This is a genomic window from Celeribacter persicus, assembly GCF_003050785.1.
Taxonomy (GTDB): Bacteria; Pseudomonadota; Alphaproteobacteria; order Rhodobacterales; family Rhodobacteraceae; genus Celeribacter; species Celeribacter persicus.
This window is the reverse complement of the sequence record NZ_QAOH01000004.1, coordinates 79,600-98,235: the sequence shown is the minus strand read 5'-3', so window position 1 is coordinate 98,235 and position 18,636 is coordinate 79,600. Positions and strand designations below refer to the sequence as shown.

The 18,636-nt window shown below is 60.6% G+C and carries 22 protein-coding genes and 1 riboswitch; of the genes, 16 read left to right on the top strand and 6 right to left on the bottom strand.

Annotation, left to right across the window (positions count from 1 at the left end; all coding sequences use genetic code 11):
• Positions 1 to 28: 28 nt before the first annotated feature.
• The 3 genes from C8N42_RS06770 to fabA are packed head-to-tail and all read right to left on the bottom strand — an operon-like array spanning position 29 to position 2,634.
• On the bottom strand, positions 29 to 817 hold the full coding sequence (locus tag C8N42_RS06770) for an enoyl-ACP reductase FabI (RefSeq protein ID WP_107815788.1): 789 nt from the start codon (positions 815 to 817) through the stop codon (positions 29 to 31).
• 20 nt (positions 818 to 837) lie between these two features.
• Positions 838 to 2,067, bottom strand: a complete 1,230-nt coding sequence (fabB, locus tag C8N42_RS06765) for a beta-ketoacyl-ACP synthase I (protein WP_107815787.1) — start codon at positions 2,065 to 2,067, stop codon at positions 838 to 840.
• 57 nt (positions 2,068 to 2,124) lie between these two features.
• Positions 2,125 to 2,634, bottom strand: coding sequence for a bifunctional 3-hydroxydecanoyl-ACP dehydratase/trans-2-decenoyl-ACP isomerase (gene fabA / locus C8N42_RS06760; protein ID WP_066706315.1), 510 nt, complete (start codon positions 2,632 to 2,634; stop codon positions 2,125 to 2,127).
• Between the two features lie 206 nt (positions 2,635 to 2,840).
• Here fabA and irrA point away from each other — a divergent pair, with 206 nt between their 5' ends.
• The 3 genes from irrA (at position 2,841) to C8N42_RS06745 (ending at position 4,693) form a co-directional block, all read left to right on the top strand.
• Positions 2,841 to 3,275 (top strand): iron response transcriptional regulator IrrA, encoded by a 435-nt coding sequence (gene irrA / locus C8N42_RS06755; protein WP_211309152.1) that lies wholly within the window; start codon positions 2,841 to 2,843, stop codon positions 3,273 to 3,275.
• Positions 3,276 to 3,344: 69 nt separating this feature from the next.
• Entirely contained in the window at positions 3,345 to 3,950 is a 606-nt protein-coding gene (locus C8N42_RS06750) for a DNA-3-methyladenine glycosylase I (RefSeq protein ID WP_107815786.1), read from the top strand.
• A gap of 71 nt (positions 3,951 to 4,021) precedes the next feature.
• Complete coding sequence (locus tag C8N42_RS06745; RefSeq protein ID WP_107815785.1) at positions 4,022 to 4,693, top strand: FAD-binding oxidoreductase; 672 nt, start codon at positions 4,022 to 4,024, stop codon at positions 4,691 to 4,693.
• A gap of 9 nt (positions 4,694 to 4,702) precedes the next feature.
• Here C8N42_RS06745 and C8N42_RS06740 read toward each other — a convergent pair whose 3' ends face one another.
• The 3 genes from C8N42_RS06740 to C8N42_RS06730 form a co-directional block, all read right to left on the bottom strand.
• Positions 4,703 to 5,212 carry a hypothetical protein gene (locus C8N42_RS06740; protein ID WP_245889986.1) on the bottom strand — a complete coding sequence of 170 codons (510 nt, stop codon included), beginning with the start codon at positions 5,210 to 5,212 and terminating at the stop codon, positions 4,703 to 4,705.
• Between the two features lie 70 nt (positions 5,213 to 5,282).
• The gene (locus C8N42_RS06735) at positions 5,283 to 5,711 is read right to left on the bottom strand and encodes an FKBP-type peptidyl-prolyl cis-trans isomerase (RefSeq protein WP_107815783.1); all 429 of its coding nucleotides are present in this window, start codon (positions 5,709 to 5,711) and stop codon (positions 5,283 to 5,285) included.
• Between the two features lie 161 nt (positions 5,712 to 5,872).
• Complete coding sequence (locus C8N42_RS06730) at positions 5,873 to 6,736, bottom strand: hypothetical protein (protein ID WP_107815782.1); 864 nt, start codon at positions 6,734 to 6,736, stop codon at positions 5,873 to 5,875.
• 201 nt (positions 6,737 to 6,937) lie between these two features.
• Here C8N42_RS06730 and miaB point away from each other — a divergent pair, with 201 nt between their 5' ends.
• From miaB to aroA, 13 genes are all read left to right on the top strand, one after another.
• On the top strand, positions 6,938 to 8,275 hold the full coding sequence (miaB, locus tag C8N42_RS06725) for a tRNA (N6-isopentenyl adenosine(37)-C2)-methylthiotransferase MiaB (RefSeq protein WP_107816010.1): 1,338 nt from the start codon (positions 6,938 to 6,940) through the stop codon (positions 8,273 to 8,275).
• 255 nt (positions 8,276 to 8,530) lie between these two features.
• Entirely contained in the window at positions 8,531 to 9,103 is a 573-nt protein-coding gene (locus C8N42_RS06720) for an OmpA family protein (RefSeq protein ID WP_245889985.1), read from the top strand.
• A 10-nt stretch (positions 9,104 to 9,113) separates the two neighbouring features.
• Complete coding sequence (locus tag C8N42_RS06715) at positions 9,114 to 9,428, top strand: hypothetical protein (protein ID WP_107815781.1); 315 nt, start codon at positions 9,114 to 9,116, stop codon at positions 9,426 to 9,428.
• Positions 9,429 to 9,626: 198 nt separating this feature from the next.
• Positions 9,627 to 10,637, top strand: coding sequence for a PhoH family protein (locus tag C8N42_RS06710; RefSeq protein WP_107815780.1), 1,011 nt, complete (start codon positions 9,627 to 9,629; stop codon positions 10,635 to 10,637).
• 19 nt (positions 10,638 to 10,656) lie between these two features.
• The gene (gene ybeY / locus C8N42_RS06705) at positions 10,657 to 11,145 is read left to right on the top strand and encodes an rRNA maturation RNase YbeY (protein ID WP_107815779.1); all 489 of its coding nucleotides are present in this window, start codon (positions 10,657 to 10,659) and stop codon (positions 11,143 to 11,145) included.
• Between the two features lie 41 nt (positions 11,146 to 11,186).
• On the top strand, positions 11,187 to 12,119 hold the full coding sequence (locus C8N42_RS06700) for a hemolysin family protein (RefSeq protein WP_107815778.1): 933 nt from the start codon (positions 11,187 to 11,189) through the stop codon (positions 12,117 to 12,119).
• A gap of 3 nt (positions 12,120 to 12,122) precedes the next feature.
• Entirely contained in the window at positions 12,123 to 13,625 is a 1,503-nt protein-coding gene (lnt, locus tag C8N42_RS06695; protein ID WP_107815777.1) for an apolipoprotein N-acyltransferase, read from the top strand.
• A 36-nt stretch (positions 13,626 to 13,661) separates the two neighbouring features.
• Positions 13,662 to 13,712: riboswitch (SAM-SAH riboswitch) on the top strand.
• A gap of 8 nt (positions 13,713 to 13,720) precedes the next feature.
• Positions 13,721 to 14,914: a methionine adenosyltransferase gene (gene metK, locus C8N42_RS06690; RefSeq protein WP_107815776.1), complete on the top strand. Its 1,194-nt coding sequence runs from the start codon at positions 13,721 to 13,723 to the stop codon at positions 14,912 to 14,914.
• Entirely contained in the window at positions 14,914 to 15,414 is a 501-nt protein-coding gene (locus tag C8N42_RS06685; protein WP_107815775.1) for an O-acetyl-ADP-ribose deacetylase, read from the top strand. The genes metK and C8N42_RS06685 overlap by 1 nt, the downstream gene beginning before the upstream one ends.
• A gap of 1 nt (position 15,415) precedes the next feature.
• A complete protein-coding gene (gene queF / locus C8N42_RS06680; RefSeq protein WP_107815774.1) occupies positions 15,416 to 15,880 on the top strand; it encodes a preQ(1) synthase in 465 nt (154 codons plus the stop codon).
• 36 nt (positions 15,881 to 15,916) lie between these two features.
• Positions 15,917 to 16,363 (top strand): DMT family transporter, encoded by a 447-nt coding sequence (locus C8N42_RS06675; RefSeq protein WP_107815773.1) that lies wholly within the window; start codon positions 15,917 to 15,919, stop codon positions 16,361 to 16,363.
• Positions 16,364 to 16,422: 59 nt separating this feature from the next.
• Positions 16,423 to 17,142, top strand: coding sequence for a tRNA (guanosine(46)-N7)-methyltransferase TrmB (trmB, locus tag C8N42_RS06670; protein WP_107815772.1), 720 nt, complete (start codon positions 16,423 to 16,425; stop codon positions 17,140 to 17,142).
• An 85-nt stretch (positions 17,143 to 17,227) separates the two neighbouring features.
• Positions 17,228 to 18,577, top strand: a complete 1,350-nt coding sequence (gene aroA / locus C8N42_RS06665) for a 3-phosphoshikimate 1-carboxyvinyltransferase (RefSeq protein ID WP_107815771.1) — start codon at positions 17,228 to 17,230, stop codon at positions 18,575 to 18,577.
• Positions 18,578 to 18,636 lie beyond the last annotated feature (59 nt).

Below are 18,636 nucleotides of genomic sequence, written 5' to 3'. Positions count from 1 at the left end.
TGATCTGAGGTCCCGAATGTCCGAGGTATCAGAGATTTTCTAACTGCGGCATGCCGATGATATGATAGCCGCCATCGACGTGGATGATCTCGCCCGTGGTGTAAGCGCCACCATCGGAATTGAGATAGACTGCCGTGCCGCCGATCGCGTCCAGCGTGGCGTTCTCGCGCAGAGGGGCGTTGTTTTCCGCATGTTTGAACGTCCGGCGTGCGCCACCGATGGCGGAGCCCGCGAGCGTTTTCATCGGGCCGGGAGAGATCGCGTTGACACGGATTTTCTGGGGCCCGAGGTCGTTGGCGAGATATTTGACCGAGGTCTCAAGCGCGGCTTTCGCCACCCCCATGACGTTGTAATTCGGGATCACTGTCTGCGAGCCTTGGAAGGTCAGGGTGATCAGCGAGCCTCCGTTCGGCATCAGTTCGGCGGCGCGGCGGCCGACGTCGATGAAGCTGAAACACGAGATATGCATGGAGTTCTTGAAATTCTCCACCGTGGTGTCGCGAAAGCGCCCGGTCAGTTCGGATTTGTCCGAATAGGCAATGGCGTGGACCACGAAATCGAGGCTGCCCCATTTGTCCTTGAGGCTTGCGAAGGCCGCGTCCATCTGCTCGGGGTTGGTCACGTCCACGTCGACCATCGTGTCGGAGCCGACACTTTCCGCCAGCGGTTGCAGACGTTTGCCGAAGGCCTCGCCCTGATAGGTGAAGGCCAGTTCGGCGCCCTCGTCGGCACAGGCTTTCGCGATACCCCATGCGATGGAGCGCTCATTGGCGACGCCCATCACGAGCCCGCGTTTGCCTTTGAGAAGATCAGCCATAGGTTCCGTACCCTGTCCTGTTATCCGAGATATTTGGAAAGCAGCATCGAACCGTTGGTGCCGCCGAAGCCAAACGAGTTGGTCATCACCGTATCGAGCCCCGCGTTCTCGATCAGTTTCGTGGCGATTTCACTGTCGCGGATCGCCGGGTCGAGGGTTTCGACGTTGATCGAGGGGATGATGAAGTCGTGTTCCAGCGCCAGCAGGCAATAGACCGCCTCTTGCGCACCGGTTGCGCCTTGGGAGTGGCCGGTCATGGATTTCGTCGAAGAAATCAGTGGCGTATAGCCTTCGCCAAACACGCGCCGCACGGCTTCGACCTCGCCGACATCGCCGACGGGCGTCGAGGTGCCATGCGCGTTGATATAGCCGACCTTGCGGTCTTCGGACAGGGTTGAGAGCGCCAGACGCATCGCGCGTTCCCCGCCTTCGCCGGAAGGGGCAACCATGTCGGCCCCGTCGGAAGTGGCGGCAAAACCGGTCACCTCGGCATAAATCTTTGCGCCGCGCGCCTTGGCGTGTTCCAGCTCTTCGAGCACGAGGATGGCCCCGCCGCCGGAGATGACGAAACCGTCACGGTTGGCGTCAAAGGCGCGCGATGCTTTCTCGGGGGTATCGTTATATTTGGACGACATCGCGCCCATGGCGTCGAACAGGCAGGACAGGGTCCAGTCCAGCTCCTCGCCGCCACCCGCAAACATCACGTCCTGCTTGCCCATCATGATCTGCTCAGCTGCATTGCCGATACAATGGAGCGAGGTCGAACAAGCCGAGGTGATCGAATAGTTGATCCCTTTGATCTGATAGGCGGTCGCGAGGTTTGCCGAGATGGTGGAGCCCATGCATTTCGGCACCGCGAATGGCCCGACCCGCTTGGTGGATTTGGTGTTGAGAACCGACTGATGCGCGGTCAGCATGGCGGAGGTGGAAGGACCCCCGGAGCCCGCGATAAGACCGGTGCGCGGGTTCACAACCTCGTCTTGTTCGAGACCGGAATCGGCAATCGCCTGTTTCATGGCGATATAGGCATAGGCTGCCCCCGGTCCCATGAACCGCAGGGCGCGCTTGTCGACATGTTCCTTGATGTCGATGTCGATGGAGCCGGCCACCTGCGAGCGAAAGCCGTATTCCTTCATGTCCTCATTAGCACTGATGCCGGATTTGCCGGTTTTGAGCGAGGCAAGCACCTCTTCGGCAGTGTTCCCGATGGAGGAGACGATCCCCAGTCCGGTGACGACGACGCGACGCATGGCCTGTTCCTTCTCTTAACTATTTTCGATCTGTCCGAAAGATCAGTTTTCGGCCGATTAGCTCTCGCTCAGCGCGACTTTCATATCGGTGACCTGATAGATCACTTCGCCGTCGGCTTCGACGATCCCGTCGGCCACGCCCATGGTGAGGCGGCGGCTCTGCACGGCTTTCTTGAAATCGACCTTGTAGGTCAGCATTTTGCGGTCCGGGCGCACCATGCCGGTGAGCTTTACCTCGCCGACGCCGAGCGCATAGCCGCGCCCCTGCCAGCCGCGCCAGCCGAGGTTGAAGCCGGTGAGCTGCCACAACCCATCGAGACCGAGGCAGCCGGGCATGATCGGGTTGCCGGGGAAGTGGCATTCGAAGAACCACAGATCGGGGGTGATGTCGAATTCCGCCACCACATGCCCTTTGCCATGCAGCCCGCCATCACCGGAGATTTCGGTGATCCGGTCCATCATCAGCATCGGCGGGGCCGGGAGCTGTGCATTGCCCGGTCCAAAGAGTTCGCCCGCCGCACATTTGAGCAGGTCTTCCTTGGTGAAACTCGTGGGGTAATCGGCCATGAACGCCCTTGCCTTCCTCATCATCTTTCAAAGTCGCATCTCCTCTATCACCCCGCCCCCCGCGCACGCAAGCGTAACAGGGCCGGGAGAAAGCGGCGTTTTTGACACGATGATAGGAATGTGAAATGAGAATTAGAGGATTTCCAATTGAAATTTGGATGACATATCCTGTATATTTCTCCGGTATTCCTAGGAATTGGACGCCCATGACCCAGATCGAGAACATCGAAACCCGTCGCGGAGAAGCTTGGCTTGCGACCGCGGGTGTGCGACCGACGCGTCAAAGGATCGCGCTGGCGACGCTTCTGGTAGGCGATGGCCATGACCGGCATGTCACCGCCGAGAGCCTGTTCGATGCCGCGCGCGATGCGGGCGAAAAGGTGTCGCTTGCGACTGTCTACAACACATTGCGCGCCTTTTGTCAGGCCGGGTTGATGCAGGAAGTCACGGTCGACGGTTCCCGCAGCTATTTCGACACCAACATGGACGAGCACCCGCATTTCTTTTGGGAAGACAAAGGCGAGCTGACCGATGCACCGTCGGAAGAGTTGAAGATCGAGCGTCTGCCTGCGCCGCCCGAGGGGATGGAAATCGCCTCCGTCGATGTGGTGATCCGGCTGCGTCCGAAAGCGCGTCACTGAACCGATCTGCTTGACAGTTGTGACGAAGCCCTGCCCTCTGGCGGGGCTTTTGTTATGAGGGAGACGGTCATGGAACGTTTGTTTGTTGCGCAGGATGGGGTAAGCCGGTGTCATTGGTGTGCTTCCGATCCCGAATATATCCGCTATCACGACGAGGAATGGGGCTATCCGGTGGATGACGATCGCCGCCTTTTCGAGAAAATCTGTCTCGAAGGGTTTCAGTCCGGCCTGTCGTGGTGGACGATTCTGCAAAAGCGCGAGAATTTCCGGGCGGCTTTCGGCGGCTTCGATTATCACCAAATGGCCGAATTCGGCCCTGACGATGTCGAGCGCCTGGTGCAGGACAAGGGTATCGTGCGCCACCGGGGCAAGATCGAAGCGGTGATCCACAACGCTGCCCGCGCCATCGAGATGGAGCGGGAGCACGGCTCTCTGGCGGCGTTTTTCTGGTCCTTCGAGCCGGAGACGGACGAGAGCGGCGGGGAGATCGTGGCGCAAACGCCCACCTCGCAGCGGCTCTCGAAGGTGCTCAAGAAAAAGGGTTGGAAATTCGTCGGGCCGACCACCTGTTATGCCTTTATGCAAGCTATGGGCATGGTCAACGACCACCATCCGGGATGCGCGCATCATGCCAAGGCCGTGACACTCAGAGCCGGTTTCGTGCCGCCGCGTTGATCGGAGCCTGTCCGATGCGGAACAGGGAACCGGGGCACTGCGTTCTTCTTATGAACGAAAGGAGAATGCACATGAGTACCCTGCTGACGCTTGAGAAAAACGAACCCGTCACCCATGACACCCGCCACCTGACCTTTTCCTGTCCGGAAGACCTCGACATCACTCCCGGTCAGGCCGTGGACATGACGCTTCTGCGCGAAGGGTTCCGCGACAAATCCCGTCCCTTTACTCCTGTGAGTTCGGGACGGAACACGCTGGAATTCGTGATCAAGAGCTATCCCGAACATGACGGCGTGACCAAGGAAATCCCGACCCTGCGCAAGGGCGAGATGGTCGAAATCTCCGATCCTTGGGGCGCGATCCATGATCAGGGGTCAGGGACGTTTATCGCCGGTGGTGCGGGCATCACGCCGTTTCTGGCGATTCTGAACGAGCGACTTGAACGCAACGGCACGTTGGGGGGCTCGACCCTGATCTTTTCCAACAAGACCGAAAAGGACATCATTTGTCGCAAAGAGCTTGAGGCGATGCCGGGATTGCGCACGGTCTTCACCGTGACCGATCAGGAAAACGCCGATGTCGAAACCCGCAAGATCGACCGTGCCTTTCTTGACGACTACCTCGATCCGGCCGCTGGTCCGGTCTATGTCTGTGGGCCCGATAAAATGATCGAGGATATTGTGGGTCATCTCAAGGACATGGACGTCCCAGAAGACCGTATTGTGATCGAGCAATTCGACTGAACTGCGCTGTCAGCGGGAAATATGGGTGGCGAGGCCTCTGAGCCAGTTCCGCACGGGCTTGGGATCAAAGGATGCCAGCCGGGTCAAGTTTTCCGCCACTTCCGACAGATGGCTTTGCCAATTCTGCCGCTCTGCCTCCGCCGTTTCCGGCAAGGGCAGGGCGGAGGCGGTTGCGAGCATCTGACGCAAGTTCTGCACCTCGCGCATCTGGCGAAATGCCTCCATCATCGGCCCGGTGAGCTTCGGCTGTTCCCGCCAGGTCTTTTCGAACAGCGCGGTCACCCGCTGTCCCGCTCCAAGGCAGTCGAAGGCGACACAGCCACCATAGCCCCTGCTGGCAAGCTGTGCGTGTATGGAACAGGAAAACCCGTTGAGTTGGTGACAGGGGACGCCCGCCGCCTTGTCATGGCCGAACATTTCGCCCGCATCGAACGCCAGCGCCAGACAGCAGAGAGCGGCACAATTCGAACAATCTGGCGAAAACTCGGATATCATGCCGTCATTTGACGCCAAACGCATGTCTGATCAATGAAAAAGGCGGCCCGCTCATTGCGCGCCGCCCTGTTTCCTTTGTCGAGAAAATCCCGGATCAGACGATTTCCACCAGTTCGATGGCAAAGGTCAGGTCCTCGCCCGCCAGACGGTGGTTGGCGTCGAGAGTGACTTCCGCCTCGGTGATTTCCACGACGGTGACGGGGATCACCTGCCCGGTCGGGGACTGCATCTGAAGCTGAAGACCGACCTCAAGCGGAATCTCCGCCGGGATTTGCGCGCGCGGCACGGCTTGCTGGGCGTCGGGGTGACGCTGGCCATAGGCCTCGTCGGCCACGGCGACGATGGTTTTCTTCTCGCCCACGGTCATGCCCGGCAGGTGCTTGTCCATGCCCGGAATGATCTGGCCGGAGCCAACGGTGAATTCCAGAGGATCGCGGCCCTCGGAGCTGTCGAAAACGGTGCCGTCCGCCAGCGTGCCGGTGTAGTGAATGCGTACCTTGTCGCCCGATTTAACTTCGGTCATGGGATATCCTAACTTTTCGGGGTGAATTTCGGGGCCGCGTCCCTTGCGCAGGTGCCCGTTGCGATTGCGCGGGAGGATAAGGGCTGATCAGGCATTTGCAACCCGAAGGGGGCAGATATTCCGGGAAAGGGCGCCGGAACGCGTTTTCGGAGAAAAATCGCCTAAAACCACTGTCCCGGTTCCATCAGCCCCAGATCGAGCAATTGCTGGCTGTGCCATTCGAATTCGACCGAGTTGTGCCAGCGGAAGGTCTGGATGTCATAGGTCGAACCCGCATTGGTCTTGAGCGCCTTGGCGGTGCGGAAGGACACGATGGCGGCGGTCAGGTTGTGGTGCCAAGGGCAGGCGTAGGTGTTGTATTCCTCGTCATTGAACAGGTGTTCTTCGCTGAGTTTCAGCCCCTTTTTCGCCTTGAAAATCGCGATCCGGTCGATACGGCGGCGATGCGGCGGCATATGTTCCTCGAACCGCCACCTGAGTCCGCCGAAAAAGTCGAGCTGCCGCTCTTTTGGATGGCCTTCTGCATCGGGACGCCCGAGGGCGTAATAGCCGGAGCGGTCGAGATGCGCGTCTTCGAGTGAGACAGCGTTCGGATGCGCGCCCAGATCGTCCGCATAGAGGTCCACGACATAACAGAGCATCGCGTCACGCCGTTCCTCGGTGTGAAACGTCAGCATATCGGTGATGGTACGCGTCTCGCAGAAGGGGAAGAACAGGTATTCGGCGTTGTAGCAGTAGTACATCCAGATGCCGGGCGCGGCCGCGATGATCCGGTTTACCGCTTTGGTCAGCATCTCGGGTGCACGTGTGGCGTAGCGGATGCGGTGGATCTTCGTCTCAAGCCCCTCGGGCAGTTTCACCTCGTCGGGGGCGAACAAAAGAACCTGTTTGAACCCCAGTGACAGGTGATGGCGCAGCGTTGTGTCCACCTCAGCAAGGTCCTCGGCAAACACCATCGCGATCGGCCCTTTCAGAAGGGCGTCCTTGCCATCCGTGAGAAACGTGTCGAGGCTATCGTACCGCATGAAAATTCCTACCTGGAGCACTGTTTCTGTAATTGGTCCCGCTTTGGCTAAAAAATGCATGAAGGGCAGGGGATTGCAAGGTAAAGAGGCACGGCTCTTTCACAAGCTCCCTTCAGGCGGCCTGCGTGCGAGACGCTTGCCCTCTTGGCGCTCTTGCGATAGGACACCGCCTCAATTCCCAGCATGCGTGGACCCTTCCTCATGGCCGAGACACCGAGCAACACCAAGAAGCTCTACATCAAGACCTATGGCTGTCAGATGAACGTCTATGACAGCGAACGCATGGCCGAGGCGCTGGGCGGATCGGGGTATACCGAAGTGTCCTCGCCCGAAGAGGCGGATATGATCCTTCTGAACACCTGCCATATTCGCGAGAAGGCGGCGGAGAAGGTCTATTCGGAGCTTGGCCGTTACAAGGATCTGAAACTTGCCAATCCCGATCTCAAGATCGGCGTGGCGGGCTGTGTCGCGCAGGCCGAGGGCGAGGAGATCATGCGGCGTCAGCCGATGGTCGATCTCGTGGTCGGGCCGCAGTCGTATCACCGCCTGCCGGAGCTGGAGGCGAAAGCGGGCCATGGGCAAAAGGCGCTCGACACGGATTTCCCGGAAGAGGACAAGTTTGAGAAACTGAAAGCCCGCCCCAAGGCGAAACGCGCGCCAGCGGCGTTTCTGACGGTACAGGAGGGCTGTGACAAATTCTGTGCCTTCTGCGTCGTGCCCTATACCCGCGGGGCCGAAGTGTCGCGCCCGGTGGAGCGCGTGCTCGCGGAAGCGCGCGATCTGGTGGAGCGTGGCGTGCGGGAGATCACGCTGCTGGGGCAGAACGTCAACGCCTATCACGGGGCCGCCAAAGGCGGAACATGGGGGCTTGCGCAGCTCATCCGCGAACTGGCGAAAGTGGACGGGCTGGAGCGCATCCGCTTTACCACCTCGCATCCGAACGACATGGAAGACGACCTGATTGCCGCCCATGGCGATTGCGGGAAACTCATGCCCTATCTGCATCTTCCGGTGCAATCGGGGTCAGACAAAATTCTCAAGGCGATGAATCGCAAGCATACGGCGGAAGAGTATCTGCGTCTGATCGAACGCATCCGCGCCGCACGACCCGATATTGCCATGTCCGGCGATTTTATCGTCGGCTTTCCCGGTGAGACGGATCAGGATTTCGAGGATACGATGAGCCTTGTGCGTGAGGTGAAGTACGCCTCTGCCTTCTCCTTCAAATACTCGCCGCGTCCGGGCACGCCCGCCGCCGAGAAAGAGACAAAGATGATCGAGCCGGATGTGGCCTCTGAGCGGCTTTATCGCTTGCAGGAACTTATCACCGCGCAACAGCACGCGTTTCAGGATGCCATGGTCGGGCGCGAGGTCTCCGTGCTGTTCGAGCGCAAGGGGCGGATGCCGGGGCAGATGGTCGGAAAATCCGAGTACCTTCATGCGGTTCACATCACCGATGACGTTGACGTGGGCGAGATCGCGCGGGTGAGAATCACCGAAAGCGGCCCGAATTCCTTGGGCGGTGTTTTGCTGCGCTGAGCGTTTGTCGCCGCAGGTTTCTACCGTCGCGGGCAAAGTTTTCGCGGTATGCGGGAGTGTCCTGGCAACAATCTCATCTTCTATGAGATTTCGTTAAGATATCCGACACAATATCTGGTTATTTTTCTTCACTTGGACCCGAAGTTTGCTATCCTTTAACCATCATTATGGTGAGTAGGGCGCGGCAGTCTCACGGCTGCAGGGGCGCGTGTTTTGGAACGGCCCGAAAACGCAAACAGTTGGGGGACGGCGAACGTGACCATCGAATTTCTGAAGACAGCGCGGACGGGCCTGGGCCTGTGCGCGGGTGTCGCTCTTGCTTTCGCGGCGGCAACGGCCGACGCGCAAATGGTGCCGGGCACGGTGAACGGCGAAGTGTACAAGCCGACGATCTGGATCGACCCGGACGGGTGCGAACACTGGGTGATGGACGACGGGGTCGAGGGCTATATGGACCTCAAACGTGATCGTCAGGGCAAGCCGACCTGCCACCCGGTTCAGAGCTGTGCCGTGATGAATTCCGATCAACTCTTTGCCACGGATAAATATGCGATCTCGGCAGCGGGACGTCAGCGCCTGAGCGATTTCTTCCGGCAGGCCCGCGCCACCGCCTATATCATCGTCGGCCATACCGACAGCCGGGCCTCTGACGAATATAACATGCGTCTGAGTTACAACCGCGCCAATGCGGTGGCCAAGATCGCGGCTTCGGTCGGGGCCAATGTCGTCGATGTGCGCGGCTATGGCGAGCGTCAGCCGATCGCTTCGAACTCGACCGCAGCGGGGATGCAGAAGAACCGCCGCGTCGAAATCATCTGTGTGAAATGAGGAGGCCGCTATGAAGGTTGTGAAACTCATCGCTCTTTTGGCTGCCCCTCTTGCTCTGGCGGCTTGTGACAACGGCATGTACGAAAGCCACAAGAAAGACAAAACTGTGGACCGTGGTTTCGATAGCAAGCATCTGTCGACCTTGGTTGCCGGGATTTGGATCGACCCGGAGGGCTGCGATCACTGGATCATCGACGATGGTGTCGAGGGATACCTGTCCCCGCGTGTGGACAAATACGGTATGCCGGTCTGCTCCGGCACGGCGGCGCCGAACACCGCCGTCGGACCTTATAAAGGTGGGTCGAGCTTCGGCGATCCGATCTGATCTGTGTCTGCTGTCTTTGCATGTTGCGGCCGTCCCTTGGGGCGGTCGCATCCTTTTTGGTGAATTATTGAGCGCAGCGCTATTTTTTAGGCAAGTTCCTGCCGGGGCAATTGCGAAGATTTTGTGTCCCTGCTTGCCAGAAGCCCTATCCCTTGGCACCATCAGACTCAGGAGCCATTCCAGAGTCGGAGACAATATTTGGGCCTGAGCGCGTTGACCCCCCCGAAATCGCAGGACGCAGTCCACGAAACGCTTCTCGAATTCCATGACAACAGGTTGCTCATAGACCTGTGCGGAGAGTTCGACCGGAACCTCGCTCAAATCGAACACAAGCTCGAAGTCCAGATTGTCCGACGGGGCAATATGTTGTCCGTCATGGGGACCGGGAGTGCCCGGGGCCGTGCCTCCGCTGTTTTGCAGGATCTTTACGGCAAACTCGAAGCGGGTCGCGAGATCGAGCCGGGCGACATCGACGGCATGATCCGGATGGGGGAAAGCGAAAGCGACAAGGGGTTGCCGGGCGATCAGATGGAGATGTTCCGCGGTGGCGAGGTCGAGATCAAGACCCGCAAGAAACTCGTGGAACCGCGCACGGCGGCGCAGAAGGAATATGTTACCAACCTGTTCAAACACGAACTGGCCTTTGGCATCGGCCCGGCGGGGACGGGCAAGACCTATCTTGCCGTGGCCGTGGGGGTGAACATGCTGATCAACGGCCATGTCGACCGGATCATCCTGTCGCGCCCTGCGGTCGAGGCGGGTGAACGTCTCGGCTTTCTGCCGGGCACTCAGGATGAAAAAGTCGATCCCTATATGCAGCCGCTTTACGATGCCCTGAACGATTTCATCCCCGCCAAGCAGGTGCAGAAAATGCGGGAGGAAAAGACCATCGAGATTGCACCTCTAGCCTTCATGCGGGGCCGGACGCTTTCGCGCGCTTTCGTGGTGCTTGACGAGGCGCAGAACGCCACCACCATGCAGATGAAAATGTTCCTGACCCGTTTGGGAGAAGGGTCGCGCATGGTGATCACGGGCGACCGCTCTCAGGTGGACCTGCCGCGTGGGGTGCAGTCGGGTTTGCGCGATGCCGAGCGCATTCTGGCCGGTCTGCCGAATATCGCCTTCAACTACTTCACCTCGAAAGACGTGGTGCGTCACCCGCTTGTCGCCGCGATCATCGAGGCGTATGAGGCCGACGAAGCGCAATAAACGCAAGTCGGAGGGCCGGATGGCCGTTGAAGTGATCTTTGAGGACGACCGCTGGGAGGTGGCGGGGCTTGAGGCCTTGGTGACCGACGCCGAGACTGCAACGCTCAGCTATCTCGGGCTCGATGCCGAATTGTGCGAAGGTTCGATTCTGGCCTGCGACGATGCGCGGATCAAGGTTCTGAATGCGGGTTTCCGGGAAAAGGACAAGGCCACGAACGTGCTCTCCTGGCCCGCAGAGGAACGCGCGACGCCCGGCGAGCGTCCGCCCCTGCCGGAACCCGATTTCGACGGTTCGATCGAGCTTGGCGATATCGCGATTGCCTATGAGACCTGTGTCCGCGAAGCTGGGGAACAGGGCAAGAGCTTTGCCGATCACGTCACCCATTTGCTTGTTCATGGTCTGTTACACCTGTTGGGTTATGATCACATAACCGACAGGGATGCAGAAATTATGGAAGGTACCGAAGTCGAGATACTTGCAACCATGGGGCTCAAGGACCCATATTAGGCGAACGGTCGGACAAGACCGGTTCATATTGGAAAGGACGCATGGGCGACACCGAGCCTGGGTCTTCTACGGCAGCGCAGAGCGCGCCGTTCGACCCTATAAGTAGACCGCAGAGCCGAACGCGCCGGAACGGGCGCAAACCCTCTGGCTGGTTCGACCGAATGAAGGCGGCATTTTCCGCCAAACCCTCCGATACATCTGCCTTGGCCGGGGCGAGCCCTTCTATGGTTCAGCCTCAGCCCGTGCAACGCCCCGGCATGGTCAACCTGCGCCGGATGCGGGTCGATGACGTAGCGATTCCGAAAGCGGAAATCGTTGCGGTGCCGACCGACATCAAGAAAGACGATCTGGTGGAGGTGTTCCGCGAAAGCGGCATGACCCGTTTGCCGGTCTATAAAGGCACGCTGGACACGCCCGTAGGCCTTGTGCACCTCAAGGATTTTGCGCTCACCCATGGCTTCAACGGCAAGGGGGAGCGGTTCAATCTACGCAAGATGCTGCGCCCGCTGCTTTATGCGCCGCCCTCGATGCCCATCGGTGTGCTGCTGCAAAAGATGCAGACGGAGCGTATGCATATGGCGCTGGTGATCGACGAATACGGCGGTGTGGATGGGCTTGTGACGCTCGAAGATCTCGTTGAACAGGTGATCGGCGAGATCGAGGACGAGCACGACATAGACGAGGATGTGTTCTGGACCCAATCCGCGCCCGGCGTGTTCATCGCACAGGCCAAGGCCCCGCTCGACGAGTTCGAGGCGGCCATCGGCATGCGTCTGACCGACGAAGAGGACGAAGAAGAGATCGACACTCTGGGCGGTCTCGTCTTTCTGCTCTCGGGGCGGGTGCCAGCGCGGGGTGAGGTGATCCCGCATCCGTCGGGGGCCGAGTTCGAGATCGTCGATGCCGACCCGCGCCGGATCAAGCGCATCCGCGTGCGTCTGCCCTCTGCCGTGAAACCGAAAGCCGAGGCCTGATCCATGAAACCCCGCCTGTCGTGGTTTCGGCGCGTGCTGACGCCGCCCCGGGCCTTCGCTCTCAGCGCGGGGTTCATGATCGCCGCAGGACAGGCGCCTTTGGGCTTCTGGCCGATGGCGCTGGCGGGGCTTGTGATGGCGGCGGTCACCTGGCGCATGGCGCTCACGCCCGGGCAGGCCGCTCTGCGCGGCTGGCTGGTCGGGTTTTCCACCTTCCTCATTTCGTTCAACTGGATTGTGAACCCCTTCCTCGTCGAGCCGATGCGCGACGGCTGGATGATCCCCTTTGCGCTGTTCTTTATGGCGGGCGGTCTGGCGCTGTTCTGGGCTTTGGCCTTCTTCTTGGCGAAAATACTCAAGACCGGGCTGCCGGGACTTGCCGGATTCTGGGGGGCGGCTGAGCTCCTGCGCGGCCATATCTTCACCGGCTTTCCTTGGGCGATGCCCGGCTATATCTGGCTCGATACCCCGCTGGCGCAGCTTTCTGCTTTCATCGGCCCCTACGGCTTGACCGCGTTGAGTTTCGCCTTTGCTGCGCTATTGGCCCATGCCGTACTGAAACGCTCCCTGCGCATTGGTGCGCTCGCCGTCGTACTGTTCGCAGCGGCTTTTCTTATTGGTTTCCAACGCCAGTCCGCGCCCTTGCCACCGGATCGGGACCATGCCATTCGCGTGGTGCAACCCAACGCGCCGCAGCATCTGAAATGGCACCCGGAGTATATTGGGCAATTCTACCAACGCGCCCTGTCCGTCACTCCACCGGAGGGGGCCGATCTGGTGATCTGGCCGGAAACCTCGGTCGCCGTGCCGCTTTATGCCGCCGGTCCCGAACTGGCCGAGATCGCGGCCACTGCCGCGCCTGCACGGGCTGTGGTCGGGCTCAATCGGGTGGATGGCATGCGCGGCTACAACACGGCGGTGCTGTTGGATGAGCAGGGCCGGGTCGTCGATCTCTATGACAAGCATCATCTCGTGCCCTTCGGGGAATACATGCCAATGCCCTGGTTGCTTGAGCGTATCGGTTTGCGGGCTTTCACGGCGCAGAACGGCTATGGCTATTCCGCCGGTCCTGGCCCGCATCTGATGGATATGGGCGCGCTCGGCCATGCCCTGCCACTGATCTGTTACGAGGCAATCTTCCCCCGCGATCTGCGTACCGAAACCCGCCCCGACTGGTTGTTGCAGATGACCAATGATGCGTGGTTCGGCACATTCTCCGGCCCGCAACAGGCGCTGGCACAGGCGCGCTTTCGCGCGATCGAGACCGGCTTGCCGATGGTGCGTGCTGCCAATACCGGGATTTCCGCACTGATCGACGCACGCGGCGGGGTGCGGGCCGCGATCCCTCTGGGCACGTCCGGAGCTTTCACCGCCGATCTCCCCGGGGCACTTGCCGCGACACCTTATGTGCGGCTCAAGGAAGCGCCTGTTTTGGTCTTCTTAATCCTTCTGGTGTTCGCTGGGGGGATCGCCACAACCCTGAGGCGCGGCAGAAAAACCGATTGACCCTTCCCGGAGCGGGTTATATCGCATTTAAATCAAAGGCCCGCACAACGGCTTCCTGACGTGCGGGTATCATAACCCAATGGAGCACGACCCCCATGTCCCGCAAAGATTACGTTTTCACTTCGGAATCGGTTTCCGAGGGCCACCCCGATAAGGTCTGCGACCGGATTTCCGATGCCGTCCTCGACGCGTTTATCGCCGAGGAGCCGGAGGCGCGCGTGGCCTGCGAGACCTTCGCAACCACCAATCTCGTGGTGATCGGTGGCGAGGTGGGGCTGTCGGACAAGGACAAGCTGCACGCCTATATGGACAAAGTGGACGGTATCGTGCGCGACTGCGTGCGCGACATCGGTTATGAGCAGGACAAGTTCCACTGGCAGACGCTGAAGGTGCAGAACTACCTGCACGAACAGTCTGCCCATATCGCACAGGGTGTCGATGCGGCCGCGGACAAGGACGAGGGTGCGGGCGATCAGGGCATCATGTTCGGCTTCGCGACCAACGAGACCGAGGCGCTTATGCCCGCGCCGATCCAGTATTCGCATGCGATCCTGCGGCGTCTGGCCGAAGTGCGCAAGAACGGCATGGAACCGGCGCTCGGTCCCGATGCCAAGGCGCAGCTCTCCGTGCGGTATCGCGATGGCAAACCGGTCGAGGTGACCTCTCTCGTGCTTTCGACCCAGCACCTCGACGAGAACCTGAGTTCCGCCGACGTGCGCGCCATTGTGACCCCCTATATCGAGGAGGTGCTGCCCGAGGGCTGGCTCACTGCGAATACGGTCTGGCACGTCAATCCGACCGGAAAATTCGTGATCGGCGGTCCCGATGGCGATGCGGGTCTGACCGGACGCAAGATCATCGTGGACACTTACGGTGGCGCGGCCCCCCATGGTGGCGGCGCGTTCTCCGGCAAGGACCCGACCAAGGTGGATCGCTCTGCCGCCTATGCCGCCCGTTATCTCGCGAAGAACGTTGTGGCTGCGGGGCTGGCGGAGAAATGCACGATCCAGCTTTCCTATGCCATCGGTGTGGCGGAGCCGCTGTCGATCTATGCCGATCTGCATGACACGGGTACGGTCGATGCCGCCCGCATCGAGGCGGTTCTGGCCGATCCCGACACGCTGGGCTTCCGCCTGACGCCGCGCGGCATTCGCACACAGTTGCAGCTCAACAAACCGATCTATCAGCGCACTGCGGCCTATGGGCATTTCGGGCGTGCGCCGGAGGCCGATGGCGGGTTCAGTTGGGAGCGCACCGATCTGGCTGCGACACTGGCGAAAGCCGTTTGATGACCTTTCGCGTCGTCACCGGCTCGATCACAGATCTGGATGTCGAGGCCGTGGTCAATGCGGCCAATTCCACGCTTCTGGGCGGTGGCGGTGTCGACGGGGCCATTCATCGCGCGGCAGGGCCGGGTCTTCTGGCGGAATGCCGGACCTTGGGCGGCTGTCTTCCGGGCCAGGCGAAACTGACCGGGGGCTACGATCTCAAGGCGCGTTACGTGATCCATACGGTCGGGCCGGTCTGGCGCGGTGGCGATCGGGGGGAGGATACGACGCTTGCCTCCTGTTACCATGAAAGCCTGAGGGTCGTGCGGGAGCGCAGGATCCGTTCCGTGGCCTTTCCGGCAATTTCGACCGGGGTTTACGGCTTTCCGAAGCCCCTTGCCGCGCAGATTGCGGTGATGACGCTGCGTGAAAAGATGTGGGAGGATATGGAGGTGTTGCTCTGCGCCTTTTCCGCCCCGGATGCCGCGATTTTGCAGGCGGCTTTGGACAAGGAGACCTGACATGCCTAAGACGGATACCTCCGGCCTGACGCAACTCGGCGGGACGATGGCCTTGCCGAACAGTCCGGAAGAGGCGGTGCTCGAACGGGTGCCGCACACCCACGAAGGCGAGCGTTATGTGGCGCGGTTCACCGCGCCCGAATTCACCTCGCTCTGTCCGATGACCGGCCAGCCGGATTTCGGCTATCTGATGATCGACTACATCCCGCGCAAATGGCTGGTGGAGAGCAAGTCGCTCAAGCTTTTTCTCGGGTCCTTCCGCAATCACGGCGCGTTCCACGAGGATTGTTCGGTCTATATCGGCAAACGTCTGGCCGAATTGCTCGACCCGGAATGGCTGCGCATCGGGGCCTATTGGTATCCGCGCGGCGGCATTCCCATTGACGTGTTCTGGGCCACCGGGCCGGAGCCGAAAGACCTCTGGATTCCGGAACAGGGTGTGCCACCCTATCGCGGTCGGGGGTAAGTTTCAAAGCGGTCGCTATCCCGGGAGGAGGGAGATATGTCGGACACGTTAAGAGACCCTTTGGTCATGCTTCTGGCCGGGATCGGTATCCCGGTTTTTGCCGCGCTGAACGCCCAGCTCGGGGCGCGGCTCGGCTCGCCCGCGCTGGCCGCACTTGTGTTCGCGGTGGTCGCTTTCAGTTCGATCTTTCTCTATCGCGCTGTGCTCGGTCCTGCTGTGCCGCTCTCCGCGCTTTTGCATCAGCCGGCGTATCTGTTCTGCGCTGGCGTCCTGTTTGCCTTCTACATCCTGTCGATCACCACGATTGCGCCGCGTTTCGGTGTCGGCAATGCGGTGTTTTTCGTGTTGCTCGGCCAGATTCTTTCGGCTGCCGTGATCGACCATTTCGGTCTGTTCGGGGCGGCAAGGATGCAGATTTCCGCGATACGGGCCGCAGGGATGGTTATGATGGCGGGTGGACTTTTCCTGATTCAGCGGGCCTGAGCTTGCCCCGCGCCGGATTTCTTGGCAAAAGCCCGGCTTGAAAACCAAGGGGGCCTTCGATGTCCGAGGAAACGACACATAAATCCGGCGCACCGTGGCGCAATTTCTACGGTCGTATTCACGGCAAGACGCTGAACAAGGCGCAGGTCGAGTATCTCGAAGAGGATCTGCCCCGGCTCGCGCCCGGTTGTGTGTCCTGGGAGGAAAACCCGGAGCGCGCCAAAATCGACATGGCGAAGCGCTTTGCGGGCAAGCCTGTCTGGCTGGAAATCGGTTTCGGTGGCGGCGAGCACCTTGTTCACATGGCGCGGACTTACCCGGATGTTTACATCATCGGTTGTGAGCCTTTCGTGAACGGCGTCGCGATGTGCCTCGGCAAGATGCGCCGCGAGGGGCCGTTCGATAATATCGCGATCCATGCGGGCGATGCGCGCGATCTCTTCGACGTGTTGCCGGATGGTTCCATCGAAAAGGCATTCCTGAACTATCCCGACCCATGGCCGAAAAAACGCCATCATCGGCGTCGTTTCGTGACGGATGAGCATCTCGAACCGCTTCACCGCGTGTTGAAGGACGGGGCGGAGTTCCGCGTGGCGACCGACATTCCCGATTATGTGCGTCAGACAATGGAAGAGGTGCCGAAGGCGGGGTTCGAGTGGCTGGCCGAGGGGCCGGAGGACTGGCGCAAGCCCTGGTCGGACTGGATTTCGACGCGTTACGAGCAAAAGGCGATCCGCGAAGGCCGGACGCCGCATTACATGACCTTCAGAAAAGTCTGAGTATTTCGGCTGCAATGAAGACAGCCGATAGACCGCTTGCCCTGCTTGCGGTATCAGGTCGGCGAGAATGTGAGGAGAGCTACCCATGTCCAGCCACAGCACCCCGATCCCGATGACCGCCCGCAAGAACGGTCCTTTGAAAGGCACGGCTGCTGTGCCGGGGGACAAGTCGATTTCGCATCGCGCGCTGATCTTTGGCGCGATGGCCGTGGGCGAGACGCGGATCACCGGGCTTTTGGAAGGCGAGGACGTGCTCGACACCGCGAAGGCGATGCAGGCGCTCGGGGCGGAAGTGGTGCGCGAGGGCGCGGGGGAATGGACCGTGCATGGTGTGGGCGTTGGTGGCTTTACCGAGCCCGAGGATGTGATCGACTGCGGCAATTCCGGCACCGGCGTGCGGCTCATCATGGGCTGTGTCGCGACCTATGATTTCTGCACGACCTTCACCGGCGACGGGTCGCTGCGCAAACGGCCCATGGCGCGGGTGACCGAGCCGCTGGCGCTCTTCGGGGCGCAATCCGTTGGGCGCTCGGGCGGTCGTTTGCCGTTGACGCTGGTGGGTGCCTCCGATCCGGTGCCGGTCGAATACCAGACGCCGGTGCCGTCGGCACAGGTCAAATCCGCCGTGCTTCTGGCCGGGCTGAACGCGCCGGGCAAGACGGTTGTCATCGAGAAGGAGGCAACGCGCGATCACACCGAACGGATGCTTGTGGGGTTCGGTGCCGAACTGATCACGGAAAAGACTCCCGAAGGCTACAACAAGATCACGCTGACCGGGCGTCCCGAATTGAGACCGCAAGAGGTTGCCGTGCCGCGCGATCCAAGTTCGGCGGCCTTCCCGGTCTGCGCCGCGCTGATCGTTCCCGGCTCCGAGGTCTTTGTGCCGGGTGTGAGCCAGAACCCGACGCGCAACGGTCTCTTTCTGACGCTCAGGGAAATGGGTGCGGACATCGCCTTCGAGAACGAGCGCGAGGAGGGCGGGGAGCCTGTGGCGGATCTGCGGGTGAAATACTCGAAGCTCAAAGGCATCGAGGTGCCGCCGGAGCGCGCGGCTTCGATGATCGACGAATACCCGATTCTCTCGGTTGTTGCGGCCTATGCCGAGGGCATGACGACCATGCGCGGCGTCAAGGAATTGCGGGTCAAGGAAAGCGACCGGATCGACGCTATGGCGCGTGGGCTTGAGGCCTGTGGCGTGGCGATCGAGGAAGATCAGGACACACTGATCGTGCATGGGCTTGGTGCGGGTGGGGTCAGGGGCGGAGCGACTTGTGCGACCCATCTCGATCACCGTATCGCCATGTCTTTCCTGATCCTCGGCATGGCCTCGCACGAGCCGGTGAGTGTCGACGATGGCGGGCCGATTGCCACCTCCTTCCCGGTGTTCGAAAAACTCATGACCGGTCTTGGGGCGCATGTGATCCGGAGCAACTGATCTCTTGACCTTCCTCGCGCAAAGGTGCAGCGTGGGAACCCCTTGGGAAAGGACAGACC

Coding starts and splice junctions, on each gene's coding strand:
- C8N42_RS06685 (WP_107815775.1), top strand. CDS start 14,914: ATGACCTTTCGCGTCGTCACCGGCTCGATCACAGATCTGGATGTCGAG.
- irrA (WP_211309152.1), top strand. CDS start 2,841: ATGACCCAGATCGAGAACATCGAAACCCGTCGCGGAGAAGCTTGGCTT.
- fabB (WP_107815787.1), bottom strand. CDS start 2,067: ATGCGTCGCGTCGTCGTCACCGGACTGGGGATCGTCTCCTCCATCGGG.
- C8N42_RS06750 (WP_107815786.1), top strand. CDS start 3,345: ATGGAACGTTTGTTTGTTGCGCAGGATGGGGTAAGCCGGTGTCATTGG.
- metK (WP_107815776.1), top strand. CDS start 13,721: ATGTCCCGCAAAGATTACGTTTTCACTTCGGAATCGGTTTCCGAGGGC.
- C8N42_RS06675 (WP_107815773.1), top strand. CDS start 15,917: ATGTCGGACACGTTAAGAGACCCTTTGGTCATGCTTCTGGCCGGGATC.
- C8N42_RS06715 (WP_107815781.1), top strand. CDS start 9,114: ATGAAGGTTGTGAAACTCATCGCTCTTTTGGCTGCCCCTCTTGCTCTG.
- queF (WP_107815774.1), top strand. CDS start 15,416: ATGCCTAAGACGGATACCTCCGGCCTGACGCAACTCGGCGGGACGATG.
- C8N42_RS06745 (WP_107815785.1), top strand. CDS start 4,022: ATGAGTACCCTGCTGACGCTTGAGAAAAACGAACCCGTCACCCATGAC.
- C8N42_RS06735 (WP_107815783.1), bottom strand. CDS start 5,711: ATGACCGAAGTTAAATCGGGCGACAAGGTACGCATTCACTACACCGGC.
- aroA (WP_107815771.1), top strand. CDS start 17,228: ATGTCCAGCCACAGCACCCCGATCCCGATGACCGCCCGCAAGAACGGT.
- C8N42_RS06700 (WP_107815778.1), top strand. CDS start 11,187: ATGGGCGACACCGAGCCTGGGTCTTCTACGGCAGCGCAGAGCGCGCCG.
- lnt (WP_107815777.1), top strand. CDS start 12,123: ATGAAACCCCGCCTGTCGTGGTTTCGGCGCGTGCTGACGCCGCCCCGG.
- C8N42_RS06740 (WP_245889986.1), bottom strand. CDS start 5,212: ATGCGTTTGGCGTCAAATGACGGCATGATATCCGAGTTTTCGCCAGAT.
- miaB (WP_107816010.1), top strand. CDS start 6,938: ATGGCCGAGACACCGAGCAACACCAAGAAGCTCTACATCAAGACCTAT.
- fabA (WP_066706315.1), bottom strand. CDS start 2,634: ATGGCCGATTACCCCACGAGTTTCACCAAGGAAGACCTGCTCAAATGT.
- C8N42_RS06770 (WP_107815788.1), bottom strand. CDS start 817: ATGGCTGATCTTCTCAAAGGCAAACGCGGGCTCGTGATGGGCGTCGCC.
- trmB (WP_107815772.1), top strand. CDS start 16,423: ATGTCCGAGGAAACGACACATAAATCCGGCGCACCGTGGCGCAATTTC.
- C8N42_RS06730 (WP_107815782.1), bottom strand. CDS start 6,736: ATGCGGTACGATAGCCTCGACACGTTTCTCACGGATGGCAAGGACGCC.
- ybeY (WP_107815779.1), top strand. CDS start 10,657: ATGGCCGTTGAAGTGATCTTTGAGGACGACCGCTGGGAGGTGGCGGGG.